The organism is Deinococcus yavapaiensis KR-236 (genome assembly GCF_003217515.1).
GTDB lineage: Bacteria > Deinococcota > Deinococci > Deinococcales > Deinococcaceae > Deinococcus_A > Deinococcus_A yavapaiensis.
The window spans coordinates 274911-297708 of sequence record NZ_QJSX01000001.1 but is presented as its reverse complement, the minus strand read 5'-3'; the positions used below and the strand labels follow the sequence as shown (position 1 = coordinate 297708).

Below are 22798 nucleotides of genomic sequence, written 5' to 3'. Positions count from 1 at the left end.
TCAAGGAATCGGCGTTTCTTCGAGCAAGCTCGTCACGGCCCGCGGATCGGGAGCGAACGTCGTGCGTGACAGCAAGCGGTGGGTCGCGACGGCCGCGAAGACGGCGTGCACGTCTTGCGGAAGCGCGTGGTCGCGGCCCGACAGCCAAGCCCACGCGCGCGTCGCGCTCAAGAGACTCAGGCCCGCTCGCGGAGAAAGACCCGCCATGAAGGTGCTTCCCTCGCGCGTCGCGCGCAACAGCGTCTGAACGTAGTCGAGCAGCGCGGGCGCGACGTGCACGCGGTCCACCTCCGCTTGCACCTCCAACAGTTTCTCGGGCGAGAGCAAGGCGGGAAGGTGCCTCGCGATCTCACGGCGGTCGCGGCCCGCGAGGAGTTCACGTTCCGCCGCCGGGTCCGGATAGCCGAGGGTGACGACCATCAGGAAGCGGTCGAGCTGAGACTCGGGCAAGGCGAAGGTGCCCGATTGATCCGACGGGTTTTGCGTGGCGAGCACAAAAAAGGGCGTCGGAAGAAGGCGCGCCACGCCGCTCTCGCTCACCTGCCGTTCCTCCATCGCCTCCAGCAAGGCCGACTGGGTTCTCGGAGAGGCGCGGTTGATCTCGTCGGCGAGCAGCACGTTCGTGAACACCGGACCTTCGTGAAAGCGGAAGGTGCCCGTGTCGCGCTCGAACACGCTCGCGCCCAGCAAGTCGGCGGGCAGCAGATCCGACGTGAACTGCACCCGCGAGAAGCGCAGACCCAGCGTCGCGGCGAGCGCGGCGGCCAAGGTCGTCTTGCCGACGCCCGGCACGTCCTCGATGAGGAGGTGTCCTTTCGCGAGGACGCAGGCGAGGGCGAGCTTGAGCTGCCGTTCCTTCCCGAGGATGACTTCGCCGAGTTGCACGAGGACTTGCCGAGCGAGCGTGGAGGTCGAAGCGGTCACGCGGGCAGTCTAGCGGCTCGCGCCCGACCACCTTGTGACGAACGGCTCGCTCACGCGAGCGTCGGCGCTTCGGCGAGCTCCGCGCGCCACACGTCCTCGGGACGCTCGCGGCGGCGAATCACCTGCCACGCGCCTGCGTCGTACATCACCTCGGCCGGACGCGAGCGCGACAGGTACGTGGAGCTCATCGCCGCGCCGTACGCGCCCGCCTCCAACACTGCCACCGCGTCGCCGACGCTCGGCGTGGGAAGCGTCACGTTGCTCGCCAGCAAATCGCCGCTTTCGCACGCGGGTCCCGCGAGGTCGAACACGCCTTCGGTCCCGCCCGCGTACAACGCGAGCAGCGGGTGCGAGGCGCCGTACAGCATGGGGCGCATGAGTTCGGTCATGCCCGCGTCTACGATCACGAACGACCGCCCCGTCTGCTTGAGGCCCACCACGCGCGTCAACAGCGCGCCCGAGCGCGCCACGAGGTAACGGCCCGGCTCCACCCACAACTCGGACGCTCCGAGCGCGTCCCTGGCTTGCCGCGCCTTCGAGGCGATGCCGCTCAAGTCCGCGTCGAGCCCCCAGCCGCCTCCGACGTCCAGCACGTCGATCGTTCCAACATCGAGCTTGGCGAGCTTTTCGAACGCCATCCCGAAGTCCGCCGCTTCTCGAATGGCGCTTCCGATGTGAACATGCAAGCCGCGCACGACGAGGCCCGCTTCCCGGGCGAGCTTCACGCCTCGCTCCACGTCTTCGAGCCGAACGCCGAACTTGCTCTTCGCCGCGCCTGTCGCGAGGTGATCGTGCGTCGAGACGTCGAGGGCGGGATTCACGCGAAGCAAGACCGCCGTGCCGGGCGCTACGAGCGCGACTTCCGAGAGGCGGTCGAGAACGAACGTCGCCCCCATCGCTTGGCCGAGCTCGTACTCCTCGCGTGTCTTCGCGGGCCCGTTGACGATCACCTCGCTTCCCGCGCAGCCGAGGTGGCGAACGCGGGCGAGTTCGCCGGGCGACACGGCCTCGAAGCCGACGCCACGCGCGCGCAGGCGTTCGAGGATCGTGAAGTTCGAGTTCGCCTTCATCGCGTAGAACACGCGGGCGTCTCCGAACGCCGCGCGAACGCGGCCGAGGGCGCCGTCGATCTCGGCGGCGTCGTAAACGTACAGGGGCGTGCCGAAGCGTTCGGCGGCGTCTTGAAGAAGGGCGGGGGAGAGCATGTCCTTCAATGTAGTGCAGCTCAAGGCGTGAGGGACGGCACGAAGCGGTCTCCGCGCCACTTCAGGTACAGCACGGTGTGCTTCATGACCGACCGGCTCGTGTTGACCGCGTCGAAGAGCACGCGGACCGTCGTGCCGACGCGCGGCAAGCGGCACACGAACCTCGGCATCTGCTCGCGCGGCGTTCGGTTTCCCGGCGGCGTGAGGATGGAGACGAGGGCCACGCTGCGGCGCGTCACCTCCGCACGGATGCTCGGCGGCAGGGTCGCGAGGGGATGGGCGGACCACGGCGAGCAGATGCCCGCTCCGAGATCGTCCGTGACCGGATACCAGATCCCCTCCACGCGCATCCAGAACTCGGTGCCGGGCGTACAGGTGCCCTCGTCCCATTCGCGCGGGCACTTCTGAGCGTGCAAGTTGGCGATGCCGAGCACGTCCTGTCCGCGCTTGTCGTTCCACACCGCCAGTTCGTACAGCTCGCCCTTCTTGGACCGCAAGTTGGAGTCCCGACCCACGAGGAGGTAGCGGTTTTTCTCGTCGAGCACCGTGATGCGCCTTCGAGCGGCGTTCGTGTCGAGCGCGACGAGATGCAAAGGCCGACTCCGTTCGGCGAGGGGCAAGTCGTTGTTCACGAGTGCGTCGAAGTAGGACAGCACCGGACGAGGCTTCGAGGAGGCGCCGCCCGCAAGCGGCGCGAGAAGCGTGAGGGCGAGCGCGGCAAGCTTATTCACGAGTTCATCGTGGCGAAGCGAGGGTGGCCCTGGAATGACGCGGTCGTCACGTCCGACGTCGCCGCGCCCTGCTACACTCGTTCGGTTATGGCGAAGGGACGCGTGTTGTGTGCGATGTCGGGCGGAGTGGATTCCAGCGTGTCGGCGGCGCTGCTCAAAGAACAGGGCTACGAGGTCATCGGCGCGATGATGCGCTTTTGGCCCGACGACAAGCGGACGGACACCTTCGAGACCTGCTGCTCGCCCGACGCCGCTTACGAGGCGCGCCGCGTGGCCGATCAAGTGGGCGTTCCGTTCTACCTGCTCGATTACCGCGAGGAGTTCAAGCGCAGCATCATGGACCCCTTCATCTCCGAGTACGCGGCGGGACGCACGCCCAACCCCTGCGTGAACTGCAACACGAAGGTGAAGTTCGACGCGCTCGTGAAGCGCGCCAAGCAACTCGGCTGCGCGTACGTCGCCACGGGTCACTACGTCAAGCGCGTGGACCGCGAGGACGGCACGGTGGAATTCCACCGCGGAGACGATCCGCGCAAAGACCAAACCTACTTCTTGTGGGGCACGCCGCGCGACGCCTTGCCGTTCATCCTCTTCCCGGTCGGCGAGATGGAGAAGCCGCGCGTGCGCGAGCTCGCCGCGGAGCACGGTCTGCTCACCGCCAAGAAGCCCGAGTCTCAAAACATCTGCTTCGTGCCGGGCACCGTGAAGGAGTTCGTGGCGGAATTCGTGCCTCGGCGCGCCGGGTTCATCGTGGACGTCAAGACGGGCGAAGTCGTCGGAGAGCACCTCGGAACGCAGTTCTACACGCTGGGGCAGAAGAAGGGCCTGGGGCTGTACAAGTCGCACGAAGTGCGTTTCGTCGTGCACCTCGATCCCGAGTCGAATACCGTGTGGGTCGGGAACTTCGAGGACTGCCAATGGCACGGCCTCAAGGCGAGCGCCGCCAATTACCTCGTGGACCTCGCCGATCTGCCCGGGGAAGTCGACGTGCAAGTGCGCTACCGCGCCACGCCTGTGAAAGCGCGAATCGTACGCGCCGACGAGACGAGCTTCGAACTCGCCTTCGCCGAACCGCAGTTCGCCGTGGCGCCCGGTCAGAGCGTCGTCTTGTATGACGGCCCGCGCCTTCTCGGCGGCGGGCTCATCGAGGACCACGCGCGCGACTTGCCGTTCGTGAAGGTGCCGAAAAAGCGCGAAGCCTTGGCGGCGCGCTGACCCTCACCGCCCGACGTCAAATCACCTCGACCGTGCCGCTTTCCATGTCGTAGCGTCCGCCGACGATGGCGAGGCGACCTTCTCGCACGCGCTCGACGAGGAGGGGTTCGGCGGTTTCGAGTTGACGAACGACGTGCCGAACGTTGGCGCGCACGGCATGATCGACGACGTCACCGCCGAGCCGCATCGCTTCTTGCACGGCGGGCTCGAGGGCCGCGACGATCGCGCGGACGTGATCCGTGGGGACTGTGCCGGTCGTGACGGCGTCCAAGGTGGCGCTCACGGCGCCGCAGCGATCGTGGCCGAGGACCAGCACGAGGGGCACGTCGAATTGGCGCACGGCGAACTCGACGCTTCCGAGCAGGAGGTCGTCGAGGATGTTCCCGGCGACGCGCAGCACGAAGAGGTCGCCAAGCCCTTGATCGAACAGGAGTTCGGGAGCGACGCGTGAATCGGCGCAAGCGAGGACGACCGCGAAGGGACTTTGCCCGCCCGCGACGTCGTGGCGCCATCGTTCGCTTTGGTGCGGGTGGGCTCTGTTTCCGCTCACGTAACGATGGTTTCCGGCGAGCAAGCGCCTCAAGGCGAGATCGGCGGCGTGTTCGGACGCCTCGGAGGTGAAGGTGGGGCCGGAGTATGACATGGTTCCTCCCGAATCGCGTTCACCTTACCGCGATGTGAACGATGCTCCAAACGCGGCTCGATCAAGGAAGAAAGGAAGAAGGGCCCGTCTGGCGAAGCGGGCCCTTTGCATCCGAATTCGAGTCAAGCCACCGCTTGCGCCAAGCCCACGTCGAACGAAGCGCTCGTCTTCGCTCGAACGTCGTCCAACGTCGCGCCCGGCTGCAACTCCACGAGCGTGAGCTTGCCACCTTGGAACTTGAACACCGCAAGTTCCGTCACGAGGGTGTCCACGACGCCGAACGCCGTCGCGGGCAAGCTCAGGTCGTCCACGATTTTGGGCGTGCCGTCCTTCTCGGTGTGCGTCATCGTCACGACGAGGCGGCGCGCGCCCGCACACAAATCCATCGCTCCGCCCACCCCGAGGACGGCCTTGCCCGGCACGGCCCAGTTGGCGATGTCAGCGCCCGCGCTCACCTGCAACGCCCCGATCACGGCGACGTCCACGTGCCCGCCGCGAATCATCGCGAAAGACAAGCTCGAATCGAAGTACGCCGCGCCCGGCAAGGTCGACACGAGTTGCTTGCCCGCGTTGACGAGGTTGGGATTGACGTCCGCCTCGCTCGGCGTGTCACCGAACCCCAACACGCCGTTCTCGGAATGCAGAAAGACTTGACGGCCCTCCAGGTACTTCGGCACGAGCGCCGGAATGCCGATGCCGAGGTTGACGATGTCGCCCGCGCGCAGTTCTTGCGCGGCGCGTGCGGCGATGATGTCACGGGCGGAAAGCGAAGACATGGGGCCTCCGAAGAAAAGCGGGCCACCCGCGTGGCCCCAAGCGTCAATCGTACTTGACGTCGAGAATCTTGAATTCCTGCGAACCTTTGGGCATCGTGACCTTCACGGTCTCGCCGACTCCGCGGCCCGCCAGCGCCTGCCCGATCGGGCTTTGGTCGCTGATCTTGCCTTTGAGCACGTCCGTTTCGTACGTTCCGACGATCTCGAACTTGTGCTCCTTGCCGCGCCCGTCTTGCACGACGACTTTCGCCCCGAGCCCGACGCGCGTCTCGGCTTCGTCCAACTCGACGATGACGGCGCGCGACAGGCGGTCTTCGAGTTCCACGATGCGCGCCTCGTTCTCCGATTGCTGCATTCGGGCCTCGTCGTACGCGGCGCTTTCACGCAAATCGCCGTCCGCGATGGCGCTTCCCATGTACTCGGAAATCTGCTCGCGTCGCGTCGTCTTGCGGTAGTTGAGGTCTTCTTGGAGCTTTTCGTAACCCCGGCGGGTCATTTGGATCTTCGGCTGAGACATGCAAACTCGATTATACCCCGCTCGACGTTCAGCGCGTCATCTCGGCGACGCTTTTGACGTCCGTGATGAGCACCTCGGCTTTCACGAGGCGCTTGACGAACAAGTGCGGCGTGTGAATCATTTCGGGCGCGACCGCGCCCACCTCGACGACCTCGTCGACTTCGGCGACCGTCACGCGCGCCGCGCTCGACATCGCGACGTTGAAGTTCTGCTGCGTCGCGTCGTACACCAAGTTGCCGAGCGCGTCGGCGCGGCGGGCGCGTACGAGGGCGAAGTCGGCTTTGAGGGGCGCTTCGAGGACGAAACGCTTGCCGTCGATGACGCGCTCCTCCTTGCCCGCCGCGAGCAGGGTGCCCGCTCCGACCGGCGTGAAGAAGCCGCCGAGACCCGCGCCGCCCGCCCGAATCGCCTCGGCGAGCGTGCCTTGCGGCAAAAGCTGCACGTGCAACTCGCCGCGCTCCACCGCCGCGACGACTTCAGGATTCGACGTGAAGTACGACCCGATCGCCTTGCGAATGCGGCCCAGCTTGAGAAGCTTCGACAATCCCTTGCCGCCCGGCTCGCCGAGATTGTTGGAGATGATGGTGAGGTCCTTCGCGCCGTGCTCGCACAGCGCCTCGATGAGGGTGAGGGGCGCGCCGACGAGGCCGAAGCCGCCGACCATGACGGTGGCGCCGTCTTGCAGGCCGCCGAGCGCCGCGAGCGCCGAATCGAAGAACTTCCCGTCCGAGTGCGTCATGGCGCCTTTATACACTCATTCCCGAGCGGGTGATCATGAGGCGCACTTCGTGCGGACTCGTCGCGGAGCTGAGGGCTTCGTCGAGCGAAATCATCTGCGCGCGGTACAGCTCGACGAGGTGCTGATCGAAGGTGTGCATGCCGCGAATGTTGTCCTCGATGAGGGCGTCCTTGATCAAAGGCGTCTTGTCCTCGTCCTTGATGTAGTCCTTGATGAGCGGCGTGTTGATCAGCAGCTCGAGGGCCAAGGCGCGTCCCGTTCCGTCCGAGCGGCGCAGCAGACGCTGCGAGACGATGCCGATCAGCGACTCGGCGAGTTGCAGCCGAATTTGCTGACGCTCGTGCGGCGCGAAGAAGTCGATGATGCGGTTGACGGTGCGCATCGCGTCGTTCGTGTGCAGCGTGCTCAGCACGAGGTGGCCCGTCTGGGCCGCCGTGATGGCCGCCTCCACCGTCTCCTTGTCGCGCATCTCGCCGATCATGATGACGTCGGGGTCTTGCCGCATGGCGTACTTCAGCGCCGAGCGGAAGTCGCGCGTGTCGTTGCCGACTTCGCGCTGCACGATGATCGAGCGCTTGTTCTTGTGCAAAAACTCGATCGGGTCCTCGATGGTGATGCAGTTGTACGCGTACGTGCGGTTCATGTGGTCGAGCAGCGACGCGAGCGTCGTGGACTTGCCCGAGCCCGTCGGTCCCGTCACGAGGATGAGGCCGCGGTCTTGCGCCGCGAATTCGCGCATCGTCGCGACGGGCAGACCGAGCGCTTCGAACGAGGGAATGACGTCTCCGACGACGCGCATCACGATGCCGATCGCGCCGCGCTGCCGAAAGAGGTTGCAGCGGAAGCGCGCCACGCCCGGCAAGCTGTAGGCGCAGTCGTACTCGTTGCGGTACTCGAAGTCTTCCCATTGATCGGCGGAAAGCAGCGACCGCGCAAGGGTCACCGTGTCGGCCGGCATCAGGATCGAGTTGCCGAAGCCGACGAGCACGCCGTCGATGCGGCCCGTCGGGGGGCTTCCCGCTTGCAGGTGAATGTCCGAGGCACGCTTGCCGACCATCGTGCGCAACAGTTCGTCCAGAGTCACGTTCGACCTCCCAAAGCTGAAACTTCCTCCACAAGGGGCATGTTGTCGATGAGCCGCACGCCGAACAGCCGTCCGGCGATCAACAAGCGGGCCGAGGCGGGGTTCGTGACGCGCTCGAACTCCCCGAGGTGCTCGTCGACGAGCGAGAGGTAATCGAGCGTGAATTCCCGCTCGGACAGCAGCACGAGGCGCGCCGCGTCGAGAATGGCCGCCGATCGGCGCTCTCCTCGGCGGTACGCCTTTTGGGCGGCTCGCAAGGCGCTCGCCAACACGCTGGCGCGCTCGCGCTGCTCGGCCGTCAGGTAGGCGTTGCGGCTGCTGAGCGCCAAGCCCGACGGCTCGCGCATCGTGGGGCACGCGACGATATCGACGTCGAGGTTGAGGTCGGTCGTGACGCGCCGCACCACGGCGAGCTGCTGCCAGTCTTTTTCTCCGAAGTACGCGCGCGCGGGCTTCACGAGGTTGAGCAGCTTCAAGACGACCGTCGCCACGCCGGAGAAGTGCCCTGGGCGCGACGCTCCCTCGAAGCCGTCGCCGGGCCCGGTGACTTCGACGCGTGTGGCGAAGCCGACGGGGTACATCGTCTCGACGCTCGGCGTGAACAGGACGTGCGCGCCCGCGTCTTGCGCGACGCGCAGATCGTGCGGCAAGTCGCGCGGATAGCGTCCGAGGTCCTCGCCGCGCCCGAACTGCAAGGGATTCACGAAGACGCTGACGACGACGACTTCGTTCTCGATCCGCGCGCGGCGGATGAGGCTGGCGTGGCCGTCGTGGAGGTATCCCATGGTGGGAACGAGACCGACCGACGACACGCCCGACAAGGTGGCGTGCAGTTCGCTCGGCGATTCGATGAGCTTCATGTGACGGTCAGTTTAGCGCGGCGCGGCGCCCTTCCACGTGAATTTCCCCGTGTCCTTTCGCTTCGGCGGCGCGCCGTCACAATCCGAACCGCGCGTAGATCGTGTCCACCTCGCGCAAGTACCAGCTCAAGTCGAAGGCGTCGTCGAGGTCCGCCGCGTCCAGCGGATTGTCGGAATCGGCGGCGAGCAGGTCTCGCAGGCCCTCGCCCGTCTCCCAACTGCGCAGGGCGGCGCGCTGCACGATGTGATACGCCGCTTCGCGCGTCAGGCCCGCGCCGTCGATGAGCTTGTGCAAAACGCGCTGGCTGAAGGCCAAGCCGCCGAGCGAGTTCAAGTTCGAGAGCATGCGCTCTTCGAACACCACGAGGCCGCGCAGCACGCTCGTGAGGCGGCGCGTGGCGTACGACGCGGCGCTCGTCGCGTCGGGCAGGATGACGCGCTCGGCGCTGGAGTGGCTGATGTCGCGCTCGTGCCACAAGGCGACGTTTTCCAAACCCGTCGCCAGATAGCCGCGCAGAAGTCGAGCGAGGCCCGTGACGTTTTCCGTGAGGATGGGGTTTTTCTTGTGCGGCATGGAACTGCTGCCCTTCTGCCCCGCGCCGAACGGCTCCATCGCCTCGCGCACCTCGGTTCGCTGAAGGTGGCGCACTTCCACGGCGATCTTCTCCAAAGTCGTGCCGAGGATGGCGAGCGCGGCGAGCACTTCCGCGTGACGGTCTCGCGCCAACGTCTGATTCGACACCTTGGCGACGTCCCAACTCCACGCGGCCGCGACGGCCTGCTCGATGCTGGGAGAGACGTGCGCGAACGTCCCGACCGACCCCGACAGCATCACGACGCGAACGCGCGCTCGCGCGTTGGCGAGACGTTCCAGATCGCGGTCGAGCGTCGACATCCAATTCAGGAACTTCAAGCCGAAGGTCATCGGCTCGGCGTGTATGCCGTGCGTGCGCCCGATCGTCGGGACGTGCTTGTACGTCACGGCCTGCTCGCGGCACACGTCGCGAAGCGCTCGGGTGTCCGCTTCGACGAGGCCCAACGCTTCGTCCAGCAACCTGTTTTGCGCGGTGTCGACGACGTCCGTGCTCGTCAGGCCGTGGTGCACGAAGCGCGCCGACTCGCCGTAGCGTTCCGAGAGGGCCGTCGTGAAGGCCACGATGTCGTGGCGCGTGACGTTCTCGATCTCGGCGACGCGCGCCGCGAAGGCGTCGTCGAGCGGATCGGCGGTCGTGCGGCGCACGAGGTCGTCGTACGCTTCGCGCGGCACCTCGCCTTCGCTCGCCTGCGCGGCCATCGCGGCGAGTTCCACGTCGAGCCAAGCGCGGTATCGGCTGCGCTCGCTCCACAACGCCTTCATCTCCGGTGTCAGGTAACGGTCGATCACGTCCCGTACTGTAGCGTGTCGCGCTCGGCGAACGAGGTGCGCCGTGGCGCGCCGAGCGCCGAGACCTGGCAAGATGAAAGGGTGGAGTTCCAGGAGTCGATCGAAGCGGTGCTCGAAACGGCCGTGACAGCGGCGAAGGCCGCCGGAAGCATTCACCGCCAATTCGCGGGGCGGGCGCTGCACGTGCGTACTAAATCGTCGGCGTCGGACCTCGTGACGGAAGTCGACGCGCTCGCCGAGGCGGCGATTCGCGAAGTGATCCTCGCGCGGTTTCCCGACCACGCGATTCTCGGTGAGGAGGAGGGAGCGGTCGGCTCGTCGCCTGCTCGCTGGGTCGTCGATCCGCTCGACGGCACGGTGAACTACGCGCACGGCTTTCCGGTGAGTTGCGCCTCGGTCGCGTTCGAGTGGAACGGTCGGCGCTTGGCGGGCGCCGTCTACGATCAAGGCCGCGACGAACTGTTCACGGCGACGCTCGGAGGCGGCGCGTTTCTCAACGGAGCGCCGCTGGCGGTATCGACCACGCCGAGCGTGTCGGCGCCCGCCTTGCTCGCCACGGGCTTTCCGTACGATCCGGAAGACACCCGCAATTTCGAACGCTTTCGGCGGTTGCTCGCCATGGGCGTGCCCATTCGGCGGCCGGGCGCGGCGGCGCTCGACTTGTGTTACGTGGCCGCCGGACGGCTCGACGGGTATTGGGAGTTCGGGTTGCATCCGTGGGACGCGGCGGCGGGAAGCCTGATCGTGGAGGAGGCGGGCGGACGCGTCACGGACGGCGGCGGCGCCTCGACGCCCTACGGCGAGATGATTCTCGCCACCAACGGCCTTTTTCACTCCGAGTTGCTGGGCGCGCTCGCCTGAGGTCGCCGTGCAGACGCTTCTGATCGCCCTCGTGGTGCTGCTCAACGTCGGCGGGATCATCACCGTCGTGATCAACGTAGGCCAAGGCCACCCGCGCTGGTTGACGGACTTGCTGATCGTGATCGTCCTCGATATCGTCGGTTTCACGCTGCTGCGCTCCATGCGCGAGGACGGCTGAGCGCGTGACGTCCTTTCGCGCCTACACACCGGCGGCTTACGACTTTCCGCTGCCCGAAGGGCACCGCTTTCCGATGTACAAGTACGCGGGCGTGGTAGAGCGCTTGCGCGACCGCATCGACATTCTCGACGCGCCCCGCTTGGAGTGGGAACTCGCCGAGGCGGTGCACGACGCCGAGTACCTTCGACGCTGGCGGCTCGGCGAGGTGTCACGCGAGGAGGTGCGCAACTTCGGCTTGCCGTGGAGTCCCGAGGTTGTGGAGCGGGCGTTGCGGGCGTCGGGCGGCACGGTGGTGGCGATGCGAGACGCGCTGCGCTGCGGTTTCGGGGTGAACCTCGCAGGCGGCACGCACCACGCGTTTGCCGACCGCGCGGAAGGATTTTCGCTGCTCAACGACGTGGCGATCGCCGCGCGGCTCGCGCTCGCCGAGGGCTGGGCGCGCCGCGTGCTGATCTTGGACTTGGACGTGCATCAAGGCAACGGGACGGCACGCCTGTTGGCGAACGAATCGCGCGCCTTCACCCTCTCGGTGCACGGCGAGCGCAACTATCCGTTTCGCAAGGAGGTGTCGGACCTCGATTTGGGTCTGCCCGACGGCGTGACGGACGGCGAGTATCTGGAGGTGATGGACGCGAAGGTCCTGCCGGCAGTTGCGGCCTTCGAGCCCGACCTCGTGTTGTATCTCGCGGGCGTCGACGTCTTGGCGGGGGACCGCTTCGGGCGCTTCGCCTTGACCCTCGACGGAGCGACGCGGCGTTCTCGCCGGGTCTTCGAAGCGTGCCGCGCTTGGCGCGTTCCGATCGTCACGACGATGGCGGGCGGGTACAATCGCACGCCCGAACTCACGATCGCCGCTCACGCCTCCACGGTGGAAGTTGGGTTGCAGGTGTACAAGGCTATTCAAAGCCTTGACAACGTGAAGAGCGTTTGATCGAACTCTTCGGCGAGGTCGGGACGGCAAAAGGCGTGAGTCATCGGCGAGAATGTAATAGATCTTCTTCATCGGAGCGTCATCCTTTCCGACTTTGTTCATTCTTCACCATTGCGCTTTGTATAATGTTTGTACACTTCGGAAGTCAAAGGAATCTGCGAAATCCGACGCAGCCGATGAAGGGAGCGCGTTATGACTCTGTACACCTCAGGAGCCAATCCGCAGCAGCACGAACCCCAAGGACGGCCTCTTCGCCGTGGAGACACGCTCTACTACACCGGCGACCCCGGCACCAGCCTCTACCGCCTCGACAGCGGCTTGCTGCGCGCCATCCGTCTCACGCCGCAGGGCCGCAACCTCACCGTGCGCCACATCATGCCGGGCGACATCTTCGGTGAGGAAGCGCTGCACGGCCTCGCCCGCAGCCATCAAGTCGTCGCGCTCACCGAGGCCGTCATCTCGCCGATCTACACGCAAATGCTCTCCAGCGAAGAGCTCTGGACGGTCACGCGCTCCCTGTCCGCGCAACTTCAGCGCGTCATGAACGACGGCGTGCACATTCAAGACGGCGAACTGCGCGAACGCATCGCCCGCTACCTGCTCAACCTCGCCGACTCGTCGCTCGGCGGCAAGCACGGCGACGGACGCCGCTTCGTGCGCGCCACGCACGAGCTCATCGCCGAGGGAACGGGCGCCACGCGCGAAAGCGTCTCGAAGCTCATCGGCGAAATGCGTGACGACGGCCTGCTCACGCCCGCCTACCGCTGCATCAGCCTCTCCGACGAGAAGTCCTTGCGCGCCCTCGCGGGCATTTGAAGCGAGTCGCACCAAAAAGCGCGCCACCGATCGGTGGCGCGCTTGCGTTTTGCTCAAGCCAAGCCGACGCGCTCCAACTCTGCTTTCGCCTCGCGGTCGAACAGCGCCCGCGCCTGCACGAACGGCGCCTTCACCGTCGCGCCCGCCGCCGCGAAGTGCCCTCCGCCTCCGCACGCCACGGCGATGCGTTGCGCGCTGAGCTTGCCGCGCGAACGAACGCTGAGCTTCACCGACGCGCCGTAATCCTTGAACAGGCACGCGAGCTCCGTTCCACGCGCCGAGCGAATGACGCTCACGTACGACTCGACTTCCTCCCACGTCGCGCCCGCCCGCGCCAGCATGCCCTCGTCCACGCGCGCGATCACCACGAGGCCGCCGAACAAAAACTCCATGCTTCCGAGCACTTCGCGCAAGAGCGCGAAGTACGAGCGCGACTGCTGCGCGAGCTGCTCGTTGATCGTCACGAGATCCGCGCCGTGCTCCACGAGGTCGGCCGCCGCGCGAAGTACCTCGGGCGTCGTGTTCGAGAACTTGAACGAGCCCGTGTCGGTGTTGATGCCGAGCAGGATCGGCGTGGCGACTTCCGAGGACCAAGGCGCGCCAAGTTCATTGACGACGTCCATCACCATCAACGCCGTCGCCGCCTTCGTCGGGTCCACGAGGCTCACGGTCGCCGTTCGCTTGTTCGTTCCGTGATGATCGACGTTGAGCACCGGCCCCGAGAACGACGCGAGATCGGCGAGGTCCACGCGAACCGGATCGTTGTTGTCGACGTCCAGCACCACCGTCAACGCTCCCTCGGGCCACGCTTCCAACGGCGTCTCGCGCACCTCGCCTTCGCTCGCCAAGAAGCGAAGGTAGTTCGGAACCTTCACGCACGCCGTCGCGTCCTTGCCGAGCAACCGCAACGCGCGCGCCAAACCGAGCGAGCTTCCGAGCGCGTCTCCGTCCGCGTCCACGTGCGAGAAGATCAAGATTGGCCCCGTGTGGGCGGATAGGTGGCGCGCCACTTCTCGGCACAAGTCCGCGTAGCGAGGTTCGGCATGATTGGCGAGCGTCATCGCGAGACAGTATAAGCGGCTCGACCGAACGTGACGTCCCCGCGGCGCCGCATTCGAGACGAGCTCGTCGTTCGCGCCCGCGTGAAGTTTCGTATACTTCACACGTGGCGCTCACCCTCAATTTAGCGGCCCTCACGAGCGAAGAACTCGCTCGTCTGATCGGCGCGGACGCCGCGCAAAAACGCTTGCCCGACCTCACGCGCGCCCGCATGGAAGGCAAGGCCGTGCTCGGACCCGACATCGAACCCGAGCTGCGCTTCGATGAGCTCGAAGCGCGCGAGTGGGGCGCCACGATCGAGCACGCGCGCCGCCTCAAGACGCTCGCGGGCGAATTCGAAGCGCTGGAATACACGCCGCTCGGCGCTCACTACGCCCACGCGATCCTCGGCGCCCGCCACTTCCTGGCCTTCGTGCACGGTGACACCGCCGCCGCCGTTCGCTGGAGCGAGACGCCCGCGGCGTCCTCCGAAGCGCCCTTCGTGCAACTGCTGACCTTGCTCAAGGACCGCGCGTCGGGCTTCGCGCTCGTCCTCACCACCACGAGTCCGCAACCGCTCACGCCCGCCCCGAACGAGGAGGTCGCCGTGCGGCTCGTCACGGGCGGCTCCCAAGAAGCCCACGAGGCGCACCGCGCCGAGGTCGCTCGCCACGGACGCGGACTGAAGCAAGCCAACGTGCGCGATTGGCAAAACGCCTTCGCCACCTTGCGTGACCTCAACGTCGCCGCGTGGACGCGCCGAGGCGTGCTGCTCGAACGGGTGGTGTGAGCGCCGCCTTCGCCCGCTTCGGCCTAAACGAGCGCGCTCCTTGTCCCCACGAGGTTGCTACCCTGGGCGCATGACCGCTCACCCCGCCACGCCCGGACGTCACGTCGCCTTCGATTGGGGCGGCGTCTTCACGATCGGTACCTTCGACGGCCGATCCACCGCTCGAATGAGCGAGCGGTACGAACGCGACGTCGCCGACGTCCGCCGTCACTACTTCGCGCTCGTCCACCACCTGGAGGTCGGCGAGTGGACGTTGGAGCGCTTCTGGGACGAGATGAACGCCCGCCTGTCACTCCAAGTGCCCTTCGAGGACTTCCGAACGCTCTACTTGGCGAGCGTGGCCCACAACGAGCCCATGTACGCCCTGCTGAGCCGATTGCCGCGAACCGTGCGCGTCGGTCTGCTGAGCAACAACTACCCGGTGGTCTCCGACGAGTTGCGGCGCGATCCCGCCTTCGCCCGCTTCGACACCCTCGTCTTCAGCAACGAACTCGGCCACAAGAAGCCCGCCCCGGAAGCGTTCGCGGCCTTGGCGAGCGGTTTGGCCGTGCCGACCGAGACCGTCGCGTTCGTGGACGACGTGCACGAAAACATCGAAGCGGCACGCCGCGCGGGCTTCCACGGACTGCTGTACCACCACGAGCGGCACGACTCGTTCGAGGACGAGCTTTCGGCTTGGCTCGGCGTCGACGTGCGCCTCGCGATCGCATGACGAGCCCGGACTCCGCCGATTCGCGCGTCGCCGTGAAATTGCTGCAAGGCTATCTGTGGCACCCCAAGGACGCGCCGTACACGCCCGCCGACTTTCTGCCGAGCGTTCTGGAAGACACCAACGTGCTCTTCGACGAGATCACGCCGCCGTTCGCGTTCTTCGACGACGGCACCCTCACGAGCACGCAGGCGTTTTATCAATTCACTGCCTTGCGCCTGTACGACGCCAAGCCCGACGACGCAACCCTCCACGAGCACGCCCTGCGCTTCTCGCAAGCGCTCGGCCCCGTGCTGCAGGAAACGCCGAGGAGCCTCGGGTGGGAACTTTGGGAGGATTTGCGCGAACTTTGACAAGCTCCGCGCAAGGATTACACTGAAACGATGACGCTGCGCTGGATCGACCTCTACTGCGGCAGCGACCCGCACCCGCGCCGCTTCGACCGACTCGAGACGATCGAGAGTTACCTGCGCCGTGTCGAACGTCTGTCCGACGAAGCCATCGAGGCCGTCACGCACCACGGCGAAGTCGCTCCGCCCGTGGCGCGGCGACCGTACCGCATCACGATGCCGGCGGAGTCGCCATGAGCGTCGCCGTGATCGTGTACAACGGCTTGCTGGAACTCGAACTCGGCGCGGCCCTCACGGCCCTCAACCTCGGTGGCGGCGAGGGCACCACCCGTACCGTGTCGCGCTCTCGAGCGTCCGTCGTCGGTGTCGGCGGGCTCGTCACGACGCCCGAGGTGATGTTCGCGTCCCTGGAGCCGCCGCGCGCCGTGTTCGTTCCCGGCGGTCCGGGCGCGGCGCGCCTCGCCAAGGAGCCGCTCGCCAAGACCTTCCTCGCGTCGCAAGCGTCACGCGGCGCGTGGATCGCCGCTTCGGGCAGCGGTGTGCTCGCGCTCGGCGCGGCAGGCTTGCTGCAAGGACGCGCCGTGAGCGCCTCGCCCGACTTCGCCGAGGACCTCTGGGACTTCGGGCCGAGCGACGTTCGCACGAGCGGCGTCACGGAGGACGGACCGGTCATCACCGCGCCCGGCGGGCTCGGCGCCCTCGACGTCGCGCTTCGGCTGTGCGCGCATTTGTGGGGACAGGACACCTCGGCGAGCGTCGCGCTCCGACTCGGCCGATGACGCCGCGCATCGGCTTTCTCGGCGCGGGACGCGTCGGTACGACGCTCGCCCTGGGTTGGCGGCGGGTGGGCCGTGACGTGCGCGCCGCGTGGAGCCGCTCGGGCCGCAAGATTTCCGACGTCGAATGCCTGCCTGCGCCGCAAGACGTCCTCGACGCGTGCGACGTCGTCTTCGTCACCGTGGCCGACGCGGCCGTGGAGAGCACGGCGAGCGCCGTGACGTGGAGTGATCGGCATCTCGCCGTGCACTGCGCGGGCGCGCTGGACCTCGACGTCCTCGAAGCCGCGAGGCGGGCGGGCGCGAAGGTGGCGAGCCTGCATCCCCTTCAGACGTTCGCCGATCCCGACACCACGCTAACGACCCTGCGCGGCGCCGCCTTCACGATCGAGGGCGACGACGAGAGCGCGGCCCTGCTGTCGACGCTCGCGAGCGACCTCGGCGGACGCTCGTTGCGCCTTCCCGCAGGGCACCGCGCGCTGTACCACGCCTCGGCTCAGTACGTCGGCGCCTTTCTCACGACTCTCCTGCGCGAAAGCGCGTTCCTTTGGCGAGCCTTGGGCGTGAGCGAGCGAGACGCCCTCGCCGCCCTCGTGCCGCTCGCGGTCGGGACGCTTCGAAGCGCCGAAGCCGTCGGTCCCGTCGGCGCGCTCGCGGGACCCCTCGCCCGCGGAGACGCGCCCACCGTGGAGCGTCACCTCGCCGCGTTGCCTGAAGCGCACCTCGACTTGTACCGCGCCCTGTCCCTTCGCGCCCTCGAACTCGCGCGCGAGCGAGGCTTGCAGGACGACGTCGCCGCGCGTCTCTTTGCACTGCTGGAGTCGCCGTGACGGAAGTGCTGCACGTCGTGCCCGCCCCGTCGCCCGAGCAATTGGCCGAACTCGCGCCCGTCACGGACGCCCAGGAGCGACTTGAGCGCGGAACGGACGCGTCGGGCCGAGAGCGCCTCACCGTGCGCTTGTCGCACGACGACGAGGACGTTCTCGCGGGCGCGCGCGACGCGTGGCTGCGCGCGCTGAACGCCGCGGGCTTTCGGGCCTTTCTCGTCTAGCGAACACCGCTTTCGAGTCCGGGTCGAAGTGTGTACCATCGAAGCGGAGGCCCGCATGACCATCTCAACCGCTCGTCCGTCGCTGGAACGAATCGCCCTCGACGTGTTCGACGTCGTCCGCTCTCACGCCGCCGAGAGCGAGCGTGAAGGGCGGCTCGCGGACGCGACGCTCGCCGCGCTGCACGCCTCGGGCTTGTTCCGAAGCTTGCAACCCCAAAGTTGTGGCGGTTCGGGCCGCCCCCTGCCGGAAGTCATGCGGGCCATCGAGAACGTCGCGCGGGCCGACGGCGCGGCCGGGTGGTGCCTGCTGATCGGAGCGGGCAGCAACGCCTTCACCGCGTGGATGGCGCCTGACGTCGCCCGGACGTTGCTCGCCTCGCCGACGACCGTGTGCGCCTCCATCTTCATGCCGTCCGGCGAGGCGACGTCCGTGCCGGGCGGGTACCGAGTCAGCGGACGTTGGTCGTACGCGAGCGGAATCGGGCATTCCACGTGGGTCTTGGCGACTTGTCGCGTGCCCGACGATACCCCCCTGCAAGCCTTTCTGAACGTCGAGGACGTCGAGATCGTTCCGAACTGGGACGTCATGGGACTGAGGGCGACGGGCAGCCACGACTTCGTCGCCCACGACGTGTTCGTTCCCGAAGAGCGCACCCTACGCTTCAAGGCCGGGGCCCAAGATCCCGGCCTGTTGTACACCCTGCCCTTCCAAGCGCTGTTGTGGCTCTGGTTCGCGCCCGTCCCGCTCGGCATCGCCCGCGCCGCCCTCGACGCCCTGCGCGACGACGTGGCTTCGAAAGGTGTGGGGCGAATCGGGGCGGTGGGGCACGCGCGCTACGCCGAGGCCGAGGGGTTGTGGCGGGCCGCGCGAGCGTTCGCGTCGGACGTCACGGAGCGCGCGTGGCAAGCGGCGTGCGAGAACCGCCCGCTTTCTGCCTCGGACGTCGCCGAGACGGGCGTGATGGCGAGGCACGTCGCGCTCACGGCGGCGCACGTCACGCGCATCACGCACGAACTCGCGGGCGGAGCCAGCTTGCGCGAAGGAACGCTCGCGCGCGCTTTTCGCGACGCGCACGCCGCCATGCAACACGTCGCGCTCGCACCGAGCGTGTGGGAACACGCGGGCCGCACCTTGCTGGAGGAAGCTGTCAAAGACTGAGGCTGACGAGCAAGCGTTCCAAGGTCGTCGCGGGATCGCCTCCACTTTTCATGGCGAGGTCCGCTTGCACGATGCGGCTCAACTGGGCGCGCGACTTGCGCTCGTCTACGCGCCGCGCGACCTCCATCGCCTTCTTCGCCGGGTACGGCTTCACGCCGAGCCGCGTGCTCACGATATGCTCGTTGGCGCTCGGCTCGTCTTGCAAGACCGCCACGCAGCGAGCGACGAGGCTGTACTGCCACACGACCGCGCCCATCAGCTTGAACGGGTCCTCGCCGCTCGCGAGAAGTCGCCGCAGTTGAGCCAACGCCTCGGCGGGCTTGCCGCTCGTCGCTGCGCCCAGCATCGCGAAGCTGTCGCCCGGCGCTTCCTTCCCGACGACACGCGACACGAGCGCGCGGTCGAGCTTGCCGTCCACGAACGAGAGCTTTTCCAACTCCGAGTCGATCGACGCGAGATCCGAGCCGAACACCTCGGCGAGGTACAAGGCGGCGTCGCGCTCCAACTTCAACTTGCGTTCGCGCGCGCGCTGAGCCGCCCAGCCTGCCACGTCCCCGACCTTCTCGGGCGCGGGCGTCGAAACGAACTCGCCCGCCTCCCTGTACACCTTCTGTCGCGTGACGGGCGCGGACGGATCGAGGATCACCACGAGGGCGCCCTGCGCGCTCCTGACGAGCTCCAGCACGTCCTTGCCGACCTTCACGCCGTCGAAATCCACGATCACGACCGAGTCCCCGAACAAGCTCGGCGCGAGCAAGGGCGCGAGCTTCTCGGCCGTGACGTCCTCGCCGCCGAGTCGCGTCACGTCACGCATGTTCAATCGGCGCTCGGTGAGCGAGCGCCGAGCGGCTTCCTCCACGAGGTAACGATGCCCGCCGAACGCGAGAATCAAGGCAGGGCCGCCTCGGCCTTCTCCAGGGCGATCAGAAACGCCAAGGCGCTCGACGGCCGCGCGTCCGGATCGCGCGACAACGCCGCGTTCAGCAACTCGTGAAGCGCCACGTAGGGCGGCAACGCTTCGCGCTCGGTCGGGAGGCCCGCCAACCAGCGGAAGGGATCGTAAAAGGGCGGCGTGCCCGTGAGGCACTCGAACAAAATCACGCCGACACTATACAAGTCGCTTCGCGGATCTCCCCGCTGCCCCTTGAACTGCTCGGGCGCCATGTAGTGCGGCGTGCCGAGACGATCGCCGCGCGCCGTGATGCGCGGTAAGCCCGCGTCGTGCGACAATCCGAAGTCCGTGACGCGCACGCGCCCGTTCTCCAGCAAGATGTTCTCCGGCTTGAGGTCGAGGTGCGTCACGCCGCGCCCGTGCGCGTGGCCGATGGCGGCGAGAATGCCGCGCGCGAGGGCGATGCCTTCTCGCACGTCGAACACGCGCTTTTCCAACTCCGCGCGCAACGTTCCGCCCTCGATGAAGCGAAAGGCGAGTTGCGTCTCCGCGTGCGCCACGAGGGGCACGATGTTCGGATGGTCGAGGCGCGCGGCGATTTCGCCTTCGCGGTGAAAGCGCGCGCGCATCTCGGGAAAGTCCGCCGTGAGCGTCTTGACGAGCACGGGCTCGCCGTCCAACAAAGCGCGTTCGACGCGCACGCCGAAACGATCTTGTATGACCTCCACGGAGCGCAGCAAAGGAAGGACAGACGGCGTGAGGCGTTGGATCACGACATTAGTGTAAGAAATTTCGCAGCACGTATGTGTTCCCTTTCTATCCATTTAGGAAGCGGGCCGTGCGCTAGCCTGAACTTCATGACCATCACGTCTCGCGCCTCCCTGCTGGACTTGTCCGAGCGTCCGCGCCGCCTGCGCCGCACGCCCGCCCTGCGCGCCTTTCTGCGCGAAGCGCACCTCGCGCCGTCGCACCTCATCCTGCCTTTGTTCGTGCACGACGGCGAAGGCCGCGAGTTCATCCGCTCCATGCCGGGCGTCTCGCGCCTCTCGGTCGGCGAACTGCTGCGCGAAGCGGAAGCGGCCTCCAACCTCGGCGTGACCTCCATCGCCTTGTTTCCGCGCGTTCCCGACGAGCGAAAGGACAAGCGCGGCACGGAAGCCACGAATCCCAATGGCCTCTTCCAACGCGCCATCCGAGAGCTCAAGCGCGAGTTTCCGCACATCGCCGTCGTCACCGACATCGCCCTCGATCCGTACTCCACCGACGGCCACGACGGCTTGCTGTCCGACGCGGGCGAGATCCTCAACGACGAGACGGTCGAGCTCCTCGCGCGCATCGCCGTCTCGCAAGCCCAGGCGGGCGCGGACGTCGTCGCGCCCTCGGACATGATGGACGGCCGGATCGGCGCGATTCGCGCCGCCCTGGACGACGCGGGTTTTCAGCACGTCGCCATCATGGCGTACTCCACGAAGTACGCCAGCGGGTACTACGGCCCCTTTCGCGACGCGCTCGACTCCGCGCCGCGCGGCGGCGACAAGAAGACGTACCAGATGGACCCGCTCGGAAGCTACCGTGAAGCGCTGCGCGAATCACGCCTCGACGTCGAGCAAGGCGCCGACTTCCTGATGGTGAAGCCCGCCCTCGCGTACCTCGACGTGCTGCGCGTCGTTCGTGACGCCTTCGACCTGCCGGTCGTCGCGTACAACGTCAGCGGCGAGTACGCCATGGTGAAGGCCGCCGCGTTGGCAGGATACGTCGACGAGCGCAAAGTCGTCCTCGAGACTCTCGGCGGCATGCGCCGCGCGGGCGCCGACGGCATCCTCACCTACCACGCGCTCGACGCGGCGCGCTGGCTGAAAGAAGAAGGGCTGTGACTCAAGGCGTGTGAGTCTTGGGCGGTACGGGCGGCAATTTCTCGAGATCGGGCCGAACGGTGGACGTGAAGATCACGTCCACCGTGATCACGTTCTTGTCGTGCTCGCTGCCCGAGCCGCTGTCCGAGACGGCGGTGAACGTGACAAGCCTCGTCCACCGCTTGAGGACGACGCGCGGCGCGGGCGATCCGAACGTCGAAACCGTCGAACCGGACGTTCCCGAAGGCAACTTGAGGCACGACGCCCAGGCACTTCCCGCCAGCTCCAGACGAGCGTTGACTTGGCCTTTGTCGCAGCCGAGGTTGACGAAGCCGACGAGGATCCGCAATCGACCGTTCGTCAAGGCCGCGCGCCACGTCGACGCGTCCGACTGCCCGGCATGCCGATCGGGACCGCTGGCCGACGGACCGCCTGAGATGACGACGGCGTACCCCTTGGCTCCCACGGGCGGCAACACGTTGAACACCTTGACGACGCCGAGCAGACTCGCGAGATCCTTCGCCGTTGGAGCGCTTTCGAAGACGTCCGCGCGCTGAGCGAGACCGACGTTGACGAGCAGCAGGGCCGCCAAGGCGAGGCGCTTCATGACCGGAACGTACCATACCCGGAGTCCGCGAGAGCATGAAACGCCCGCGGGACGACGAGGCGCGACCTTCACGTCTTGACCACCGACACCTCGCCGTCCCGCCTCGACCGAGCGCGAAAGCTTGAACGAAAAACGACCGGGGACGCGCGTTTCGCTGCGTCCCCGGTCCTTCGGGAGAATCAGGACATCAGAACGTGAACGTCACGCCCGCCCGCAGCGAGGTGGGGGCGTTGAGACGCAAGACCCCTTCGCCGTAGATGCCGATGTTCTCGGTGACGGGGAAGTTCAAGCCGCCCGTGAGGCCGAAGCCGAGGACGCTGCTCGACAGGTTGTACGACACGCCGACGCCGCCGTACAAGTTGAGGACGTCGGTGGGGAAGTTCAAGAGCGCGTCGACGTTCAAGGAGGTGCTGTTCGGACGGAAGTCGCCGGAGACGCGCCCGTCGAGGGCGAGCCCGCCGAGGTTCGCGAGGTCCAACACCGACACGCCGACGTGCACGCCCGTACCAAGGCCGCCGAACGTGGCGCCGAGATTCGCCTGCAAAGTTTGCGCGCTCGCCGCGCCGCCGAGAGTGACGAGTCCGAGAAGTACGAGAGCTTTCTTCATTGCGAGTCCTCCTTGCATCTGAGGCTTATTCTCACGGCGAGCCGAAGTTCACGCCATGCGCCGTGACTTGTGCGCTTTCTCATGAGAAAAGTCGGGCTCATC

At 67.0% G+C, this 22798-nt stretch carries 29 protein-coding genes; 14 read left to right on the top strand and 15 right to left on the bottom strand.

The features are described from left to right. Genes DES52_RS01465 through DES52_RS01455 form a run of 3 tightly spaced genes read right to left on the bottom strand, consistent with a single transcriptional unit; the run spans window position 1 to window position 2860 of the window. Window positions 1–924, bottom strand: a complete 924-nt coding sequence (locus DES52_RS01465) for an AAA family ATPase (protein ID WP_110884972.1) — start codon at window positions 922–924, stop codon at window positions 1–3. A 50-nt stretch (window positions 925–974) separates the two neighbouring features. Continuing rightward, window positions 975–2129, bottom strand: coding sequence for a diaminopimelate decarboxylase (gene lysA, locus DES52_RS01460; RefSeq protein WP_110884971.1), 1155 nt, complete (start codon window positions 2127–2129; stop codon window positions 975–977). Between the two features lie 20 nt (window positions 2130–2149). After that, window positions 2150–2860: a hypothetical protein gene (locus tag DES52_RS01455; protein WP_110884970.1), complete on the bottom strand. Its 711-nt coding sequence runs from the start codon at window positions 2858–2860 to the stop codon at window positions 2150–2152. Window positions 2861–2947: 87 nt separating this feature from the next. Here DES52_RS01455 and mnmA point away from each other — a divergent pair, with 87 nt between their 5' ends. Then, complete coding sequence (gene mnmA / locus DES52_RS01450) at window positions 2948–4075, top strand: tRNA 2-thiouridine(34) synthase MnmA (protein ID WP_110885186.1); 1128 nt, start codon at window positions 2948–2950, stop codon at window positions 4073–4075. 16 nt (window positions 4076–4091) lie between these two features. Here the strand turns inward: mnmA and DES52_RS01445 are convergent, their stop codons facing one another. The 7 genes from DES52_RS01445 to purB all read right to left on the bottom strand — a co-directional run bounded on the left by DES52_RS01445 (window position 4092) and on the right by purB (window position 10078). Continuing rightward, complete coding sequence (locus DES52_RS01445; RefSeq protein ID WP_110884969.1) at window positions 4092–4718, bottom strand: carbonic anhydrase; 627 nt, start codon at window positions 4716–4718, stop codon at window positions 4092–4094. Window positions 4719–4840: 122 nt separating this feature from the next. Beyond that, complete coding sequence (locus tag DES52_RS01440) at window positions 4841–5494, bottom strand: 3-oxoacid CoA-transferase subunit B (protein WP_110884968.1); 654 nt, start codon at window positions 5492–5494, stop codon at window positions 4841–4843. Between the two features lie 43 nt (window positions 5495–5537). Beyond that, complete coding sequence (locus DES52_RS01435; protein ID WP_110884967.1) at window positions 5538–6011, bottom strand: transcription elongation factor GreA; 474 nt, start codon at window positions 6009–6011, stop codon at window positions 5538–5540. A gap of 28 nt (window positions 6012–6039) precedes the next feature. After that, on the bottom strand, window positions 6040–6750 hold the full coding sequence (locus DES52_RS01430) for a CoA transferase subunit A (RefSeq protein WP_110884966.1): 711 nt from the start codon (window positions 6748–6750) through the stop codon (window positions 6040–6042). Between the two features lie 7 nt (window positions 6751–6757). Continuing rightward, window positions 6758–7834: a type IV pilus twitching motility protein PilT gene (locus DES52_RS01425; protein WP_110884965.1), complete on the bottom strand. Its 1077-nt coding sequence runs from the start codon at window positions 7832–7834 to the stop codon at window positions 6758–6760. Next, complete coding sequence (gene panC, locus DES52_RS01420) at window positions 7831–8694, bottom strand: pantoate--beta-alanine ligase (protein WP_110884964.1); 864 nt, start codon at window positions 8692–8694, stop codon at window positions 7831–7833. Before panC ends, DES52_RS01425 begins: the two co-directional genes overlap by 4 nt. A gap of 76 nt (window positions 8695–8770) precedes the next feature. Continuing rightward, window positions 8771–10078 carry an adenylosuccinate lyase gene (gene purB / locus DES52_RS01415; RefSeq protein WP_110884963.1) on the bottom strand — a complete coding sequence of 436 codons (1308 nt, stop codon included), beginning with the start codon at window positions 10076–10078 and terminating at the stop codon, window positions 8771–8773. A 15-nt stretch (window positions 10079–10093) separates the two neighbouring features. On the opposite strand from purB, the gene DES52_RS01410 reads away from it, so the two are divergent. The 4 genes from DES52_RS01410 to DES52_RS01400 all read left to right on the top strand — a co-directional run bounded on the left by DES52_RS01410 (window position 10094) and on the right by DES52_RS01400 (window position 12864). Then, a complete protein-coding gene (locus tag DES52_RS01410; protein WP_342767063.1) occupies window positions 10094–10939 on the top strand; it encodes an inositol monophosphatase family protein in 846 nt (281 codons plus the stop codon). A 7-nt stretch (window positions 10940–10946) separates the two neighbouring features. After that, a complete protein-coding gene (locus DES52_RS22745) occupies window positions 10947–11117 on the top strand; it encodes a hypothetical protein (protein ID WP_170130835.1) in 171 nt (56 codons plus the stop codon). Between the two features lie 4 nt (window positions 11118–11121). After that, on the top strand, window positions 11122–12048 hold the full coding sequence (locus DES52_RS01405; protein ID WP_245900560.1) for a histone deacetylase family protein: 927 nt from the start codon (window positions 11122–11124) through the stop codon (window positions 12046–12048). Window positions 12049–12240: 192 nt separating this feature from the next. After that, a complete protein-coding gene (locus DES52_RS01400; protein WP_110884962.1) occupies window positions 12241–12864 on the top strand; it encodes a cyclic nucleotide-binding domain-containing protein in 624 nt (207 codons plus the stop codon). 53 nt (window positions 12865–12917) lie between these two features. On the opposite strand, the gene DES52_RS01395 is transcribed toward DES52_RS01400, so the two are convergent. Further along, complete coding sequence (locus DES52_RS01395) at window positions 12918–13925, bottom strand: DHH family phosphoesterase (protein WP_110885183.1); 1008 nt, start codon at window positions 13923–13925, stop codon at window positions 12918–12920. A gap of 104 nt (window positions 13926–14029) precedes the next feature. On the opposite strand from DES52_RS01395, the gene DES52_RS01390 reads away from it, so the two are divergent. From DES52_RS01390 to DES52_RS01355, 8 genes are all read left to right on the top strand, one after another. Then, window positions 14030–14692 (top strand): hypothetical protein, encoded by a 663-nt coding sequence (locus DES52_RS01390; protein ID WP_110884961.1) that lies wholly within the window; start codon window positions 14030–14032, stop codon window positions 14690–14692. Between the two features lie 70 nt (window positions 14693–14762). Then, window positions 14763–15404, top strand: a complete 642-nt coding sequence (locus DES52_RS01385) for an HAD family hydrolase (protein WP_110884960.1) — start codon at window positions 14763–14765, stop codon at window positions 15402–15404. Further along, the gene (locus tag DES52_RS01380; RefSeq protein WP_110884959.1) at window positions 15401–15754 is read left to right on the top strand and encodes a DUF3208 domain-containing protein; all 354 of its coding nucleotides are present in this window, start codon (window positions 15401–15403) and stop codon (window positions 15752–15754) included. The genes DES52_RS01385 and DES52_RS01380 overlap by 4 nt, the downstream gene beginning before the upstream one ends. Before the next feature lie 30 nt (window positions 15755–15784). After that, entirely contained in the window at window positions 15785–15988 is a 204-nt protein-coding gene (locus DES52_RS01375; RefSeq protein WP_110884958.1) for a hypothetical protein, read from the top strand. Next, window positions 15985–16530: a DJ-1/PfpI family protein gene (locus DES52_RS01370; RefSeq protein ID WP_110884957.1), complete on the top strand. Its 546-nt coding sequence runs from the start codon at window positions 15985–15987 to the stop codon at window positions 16528–16530. Before DES52_RS01375 ends, DES52_RS01370 begins: the two co-directional genes overlap by 4 nt. After that, complete coding sequence (locus DES52_RS01365) at window positions 16527–17357, top strand: Rossmann-like and DUF2520 domain-containing protein (RefSeq protein WP_110884956.1); 831 nt, start codon at window positions 16527–16529, stop codon at window positions 17355–17357. Before DES52_RS01370 ends, DES52_RS01365 begins: the two co-directional genes overlap by 4 nt. Then, complete coding sequence (locus DES52_RS01360; RefSeq protein WP_110884955.1) at window positions 17354–17578, top strand: hypothetical protein; 225 nt, start codon at window positions 17354–17356, stop codon at window positions 17576–17578. The genes DES52_RS01365 and DES52_RS01360 overlap by 4 nt, the downstream gene beginning before the upstream one ends. 55 nt (window positions 17579–17633) lie before the next feature. After that, complete coding sequence (locus DES52_RS01355) at window positions 17634–18737, top strand: acyl-CoA dehydrogenase family protein (protein WP_110884954.1); 1104 nt, start codon at window positions 17634–17636, stop codon at window positions 18735–18737. On the opposite strand, the gene holA is transcribed toward DES52_RS01355, so the two are convergent. Together holA and DES52_RS01345 are read right to left on the bottom strand one after the other, a co-directional pair. Then, window positions 18727–19629 carry a DNA polymerase III subunit delta gene (holA, locus tag DES52_RS01350; RefSeq protein ID WP_110884953.1) on the bottom strand — a complete coding sequence of 301 codons (903 nt, stop codon included), beginning with the start codon at window positions 19627–19629 and terminating at the stop codon, window positions 18727–18729. The two genes, DES52_RS01355 and holA, sit on opposite strands and share 11 nt — an antisense overlap. Then, the gene (locus DES52_RS01345; protein ID WP_245900558.1) at window positions 19626–20402 is read right to left on the bottom strand and encodes a serine/threonine-protein kinase; all 777 of its coding nucleotides are present in this window, start codon (window positions 20400–20402) and stop codon (window positions 19626–19628) included. Before DES52_RS01345 ends, holA begins: the two co-directional genes overlap by 4 nt. Window positions 20403–20486: 84 nt before the next feature. Here DES52_RS01345 and hemB point away from each other — a divergent pair, with 84 nt between their 5' ends. Next, a complete protein-coding gene (hemB, locus tag DES52_RS01340; protein ID WP_211317838.1) occupies window positions 20487–21503 on the top strand; it encodes a porphobilinogen synthase in 1017 nt (338 codons plus the stop codon). A 1-nt stretch (window position 21504) separates the two neighbouring features. Here hemB and DES52_RS01335 read toward each other — a convergent pair whose 3' ends face one another. Both DES52_RS01335 and DES52_RS01330 read right to left on the bottom strand, forming a co-directional pair. Beyond that, window positions 21505–22089 (bottom strand): hypothetical protein, encoded by a 585-nt coding sequence (locus DES52_RS01335; RefSeq protein WP_110884951.1) that lies wholly within the window; start codon window positions 22087–22089, stop codon window positions 21505–21507. A gap of 187 nt (window positions 22090–22276) precedes the next feature. After that, the gene (locus DES52_RS01330; protein ID WP_110884950.1) at window positions 22277–22696 is read right to left on the bottom strand and encodes a hypothetical protein; all 420 of its coding nucleotides are present in this window, start codon (window positions 22694–22696) and stop codon (window positions 22277–22279) included. Window positions 22697–22798: the final 102 nt, after the last annotated feature.

What these genes read in the sequence shown, in the direction of transcription:
- DES52_RS01370 (WP_110884957.1), top strand. Translation starts at nt 15,985, where the DNA reads ATGAGCGTCGCCGTGATCGTGTACAACGGCTTGCTGGAACTCGAACTC.
- DES52_RS01440 (WP_110884968.1), bottom strand. Translation starts at nt 5,494, where the DNA reads ATGTCTTCGCTTTCCGCCCGTGACATCATCGCCGCACGCGCCGCGCAA.
- DES52_RS01395 (WP_110885183.1), bottom strand. Translation starts at nt 13,925, where the DNA reads ATGACGCTCGCCAATCATGCCGAACCTCGCTACGCGGACTTGTGCCGA.
- DES52_RS01400 (WP_110884962.1), top strand. Translation starts at nt 12,241, where the DNA reads ATGACTCTGTACACCTCAGGAGCCAATCCGCAGCAGCACGAACCCCAA.
- DES52_RS01365 (WP_110884956.1), top strand. Translation starts at nt 16,527, where the DNA reads ATGACGCCGCGCATCGGCTTTCTCGGCGCGGGACGCGTCGGTACGACG.
- DES52_RS01445 (WP_110884969.1), bottom strand. Translation starts at nt 4,718, where the DNA reads ATGTCATACTCCGGCCCCACCTTCACCTCCGAGGCGTCCGAACACGCC.
- lysA (WP_110884971.1), bottom strand. Translation starts at nt 2,129, where the DNA reads ATGCTCTCCCCCGCCCTTCTTCAAGACGCCGCCGAACGCTTCGGCACG.
- DES52_RS01430 (WP_110884966.1), bottom strand. Translation starts at nt 6,750, where the DNA reads ATGACGCACTCGGACGGGAAGTTCTTCGATTCGGCGCTCGCGGCGCTC.
- DES52_RS01330 (WP_110884950.1), bottom strand. Translation starts at nt 22,696, where the DNA reads ATGAAGAAAGCTCTCGTACTTCTCGGACTCGTCACTCTCGGCGGCGCG.
- DES52_RS01380 (WP_110884959.1), top strand. Translation starts at nt 15,401, where the DNA reads ATGACGAGCCCGGACTCCGCCGATTCGCGCGTCGCCGTGAAATTGCTG.
- DES52_RS01435 (WP_110884967.1), bottom strand. Translation starts at nt 6,011, where the DNA reads ATGTCTCAGCCGAAGATCCAAATGACCCGCCGGGGTTACGAAAAGCTC.
- DES52_RS01375 (WP_110884958.1), top strand. Translation starts at nt 15,785, where the DNA reads ATGACGCTGCGCTGGATCGACCTCTACTGCGGCAGCGACCCGCACCCG.
- hemB (WP_211317838.1), top strand. Translation starts at nt 20,487, where the DNA reads ATGACCATCACGTCTCGCGCCTCCCTGCTGGACTTGTCCGAGCGTCCG.
- panC (WP_110884964.1), bottom strand. Translation starts at nt 8,694, where the DNA reads ATGAAGCTCATCGAATCGCCGAGCGAACTGCACGCCACCTTGTCGGGC.
- mnmA (WP_110885186.1), top strand. Translation starts at nt 2,948, where the DNA reads ATGGCGAAGGGACGCGTGTTGTGTGCGATGTCGGGCGGAGTGGATTCC.
- DES52_RS01385 (WP_110884960.1), top strand. Translation starts at nt 14,763, where the DNA reads ATGACCGCTCACCCCGCCACGCCCGGACGTCACGTCGCCTTCGATTGG.
- DES52_RS01355 (WP_110884954.1), top strand. Translation starts at nt 17,634, where the DNA reads ATGACCATCTCAACCGCTCGTCCGTCGCTGGAACGAATCGCCCTCGAC.
- DES52_RS01335 (WP_110884951.1), bottom strand. Translation starts at nt 22,089, where the DNA reads ATGAAGCGCCTCGCCTTGGCGGCCCTGCTGCTCGTCAACGTCGGTCTC.